At 74.6% G+C, this 3673-nt stretch carries 1 protein-coding gene; it reads left to right on the forward strand.

Annotated features, from left to right (window positions below; all coding sequences use genetic code 11):
• On the forward strand, positions 1–3673 hold a 3673-nt coding region (locus LCH29_RS43610; RefSeq protein ID WP_446467227.1), incomplete at both ends, for an SDR family NAD(P)-dependent oxidoreductase.

Raw genomic sequence — 3673 nt, forward strand, 5'->3', positions numbered from 1 at the left:
GGCGGGCAAGGGCGGCATGGTGTCGGTGGCGCTGCCGGTGTCGGAGGTACGGGAGCGGATCGCGGCGTGGGGTGAGGAGCGGATCTCGGTGGCGGCCGTCAACGGCCCGTCGGCCGTGGTCGTTTCCGGTGAGCCGACCGCGCTGGACGAGCTGCTGGCGTCCTGTGAGGCGGACGAGGTCCGGGCCCGCCGGGTGCCGGTGGATTACGCCTCGCACTCCGCGCAGGTGGAGCTGCTGCGCGATGAGCTGCTGAAGCTCCTCGCCCCCGTACAGCCGCAGCCCGCCCAGGTGCCGTTCCTGTCGACCGTGACGGGGGAGTGGGTCGAGGGCCCGGAGCTGGACGCCGAGTACTGGTTCACCAACCTGCGCCGCACCGTCGAACTGGAGAGTGCCGTACGCCGTCTCCTCGACGAGGGCTTCGGGGCGTTCATCGAGTCCAGCGCCCACCCGGTGCTGACGATGGGCGTGCAGGACACCGCCGAGGACGCCGGTGTGGACGCGGCCGCGATCGGCTCGCTGCGCCGCGACGAAGGTGGCCTGGAGCGCTTCTGGGCGTCCCTCGGCGAGGCGTGGACCCGCGGCGTCCAGGTCGACTGGGACGCGGTGTTCGACGGTACGGGCGCCTCGCGCGTCGCGCTGCCCACGTACGCCTTCCAGCACCAGCACTACTGGCTCCAGGCGGGTACGACGCCCACTGCCACCGCCGCCGACCCCATCGAGGCCCGCTTCTGGGACGCCGTCGACCGCGAGGACTGGCAGGCGCTGGCCGCCGAACTGGCCGTCGACGGCGACGAGCAGGTCAGCGCGCTGCTGCCCGCCCTCGCGTCGTGGCGCAAGCAGGCCCGCGAGCAGTCCACGGTGGACGGCTGGCGCTACCGCGTGACGTGGAAGCCGCTCGCCGACGGGCAGCCCGCGCGGCTGTCCGGGGCGTGGCTGCTGGTCGTGCCGCAGTCCGCCGCCGAGGACGAGTGGGCGACCGGCGCGGCACGCACGCTCGCCGAACGCGGCGCGGACGTACGGCAGATCGTGGTGGACCCCGCCACCGAAGGCCGTGAGCAGCTGACCGAGCGGCTGCGCGCCGCGCTCACCGCCACCGACGGCATCCCGTTCGCCGGTGTGCTGTCGCTGCTGGCGCTGGAGGGCCGTCCGCACCCGCTGCACGGCTCCGTCCCGGCCGGGGTGGCGGCGCAGTTCGCGCTGGTGCAGGCGCTGGGCGACGCGGAGATCGGCGCGCAGCTGTGGTCCGCCACGCGGGGCGCGGTGTCCGTCGGCCGCGCCGATGCGCTGGACGCGCCCGAGCAGGCGCTGATCTGGGGCCTGGGCCGGGTGGCCGCGCTGGAGCACGGCGAGCGCTGGGGCGGTCTGGTCGACCTGCCCGAGGTGGCCGACGAGCGGGCGCTGTCCCGACTGGTCACCGCGCTGGCGGGCGCAGAGGACGAGGATCAGCTGGCGATCCGCGCCACCGGGCTCCTCGTACGCCGCCTGGTGCGCGCCCCGCTGAGCGGCACCCGGGCCGTGCGGTCCTGGAGCCCGTCCGGAACGACGCTGGTCACCGGCGGTACGGGGGCGCTGGGCGCCCATGTGGCGCGCTGGCTGGCCCGTAACGGTGCCGAGCACCTGGTGCTCACCAGCCGCCGCGGCCTGGAGGCGCCCGGCGCGGCCGAGCTGCGCGACGAACTGACCGCGCTCGGCGCCCAGGTCACCGTCGCCGCGTGCGACGTGGCCGACCGCGCCCAGGTCGAAGCGCTGCTCGCCGCCGTCCCCGCAGACCGTCCGCTGACCGCCGTCGTGCACACGGCCGCCGTGCTGGACGACGGGGTGATCGAGGGGCTGACCCCGGAGCAGATCGACCGGGTGCTGAAGGTGAAGGTCGACGCCACCCGGCATCTGCACGAGCTGACCCGCGACCTGGACCTGTCCGCGTTCGTGCTGTTCTCGTCCTTCGCGGCCACCTTCGGCGCGCCCGGCCAGGGCAACTACGCGCCGGGCAACGCGTTCCTCGACGCGTTCGCCGAGTGGCGGCGCGCCCAGGGCCTGACCGCCACCTCGCTGGCCTGGGGGCCGTGGGGCGAAGGCGGGATGGCCGAGGGCGGCGTGGGCGACCGGATGCGCCGCCACGGTGTCATCGAGATGGCGCCCGGCGCGGCCGTCACCGCGCTCCAGCACGCCCTGGACCGCGACGAGTCGGTGCTGACCGTCGTCGACATGGAGTGGAAGCGCTTCGTCCTCGCCTTCACCTCCGGCCGCTCCCGTCCGCTGCTGCACGACCTGCCCGAGGCGCGGGACGTCATCGCGGACATGAGCGGCGACGCCGAGGCGGAGGGCGCCGAGGGCGCCGCGCTGGTGCGGCAGCTCGCCGGGGCGTCGGAGGCCGAGCAGGAGCGGCTGGTGCTGGAGCTGGTACGGACCGCCGTGGCGGCCGTACTGGGCTACGCGGGCGCCGACGACGTCGAGCCGGGCCGGGCGTTCAAGGACCTGGGCTTCGACTCGCTGACCGCCGTCGAACTCCGCAACCGCCTCGGCGCCGCCAGCGGGCTGAAGCTGCCGCCGACGCTCATCTTCGACTACCCGACCCCGACGGTGCTCGCGCGCCAGCTGCGCACCGAGCTGTCCGGCGGGCAGCAGGCGGCCGTGGCCACGCAGCCGGTCGCGGCGGTGTCCGCCGATGACGAGCCGATCGCCATCGTCGCCATGAGCTGCCGCTTCCCGGGTGGCGTCCGCACCCCCGAGGAGCTGTGGCAGCTGCTCGACGCCGGTGGCGACGCGCTGTCGGAGTTCCCCGGCGACCGCGGCTGGGACATCGACTCCCTCTACAACCCGGACCCGGACGCGCAGGGCACCAGCTACACCCGCGAGGGCGGATTCCTCACCGGGGCCGCCGAGTTCGACCCGGCGTTCTTCGGGATCTCGCCGCGCGAGGCGATGGCGATGGACCCGCAGCAGCGGCTGCTGCTGGAGACCTCCTGGGAGGCGTTCGAGCGCGCGGGCATCGACCCGGCCACGCTGCACGGCAGCCAGTCCGGCGTCTTCGTGGGCACCAACGGCTCCGACTATTCGATCCTCATGCGCAACACCACCGAGGGCTACGAGGGCCACCTCGCCACCGGCAGCGCCGCGAGCGTCGTCTCCGGCCGGCTCTCGTACACCTTCGGCCTGGAGGGACCGGCGGTCACCGTCGACACCGCCTGCTCGGCGTCGCTGGTGGCACTGCACCTCGCCGTGCAGGCGCTGCGAGGCGGCGAATGCTCGCTGGCGCTCGCGGGCGGTGTGACCGTCATGGCGACTCCCGGCACGTTCATCGAGTTCAGCCGCCAGCGCGGACTGTCCTCCGACGGCCGCAGCAAGGTGTTCTCGTCGGACGCCGACGGCTTCAGCCCGGCCGAGGGCGTGGGCATGCTGCTCGTGGAGCGGCTGTCGGACGCCCGGAAGAACGGCCACCCGGTGCTGGCGGTCGTCCGCGGCTCCGCCATCAACCAGGACGGTGCGAGCAACGGTCTGACGGCGCCCAACGGCCCGTCCCAGCAGCGCGTCATCCGGCAGGCCCTCGCCAACGCCCGCCTGACCACCGGCGAGGTCGACGTGGTCGAGGCGCACGGTACGGGGACGACGCTGGGCGACCCGATCGAGGCGCAGGCGCTGCTCGCCACGTACGGCCAGGACCGGCCCGAGGGG

This window comes from Streptomyces sp. BRA346 (assembly GCF_052851135.1).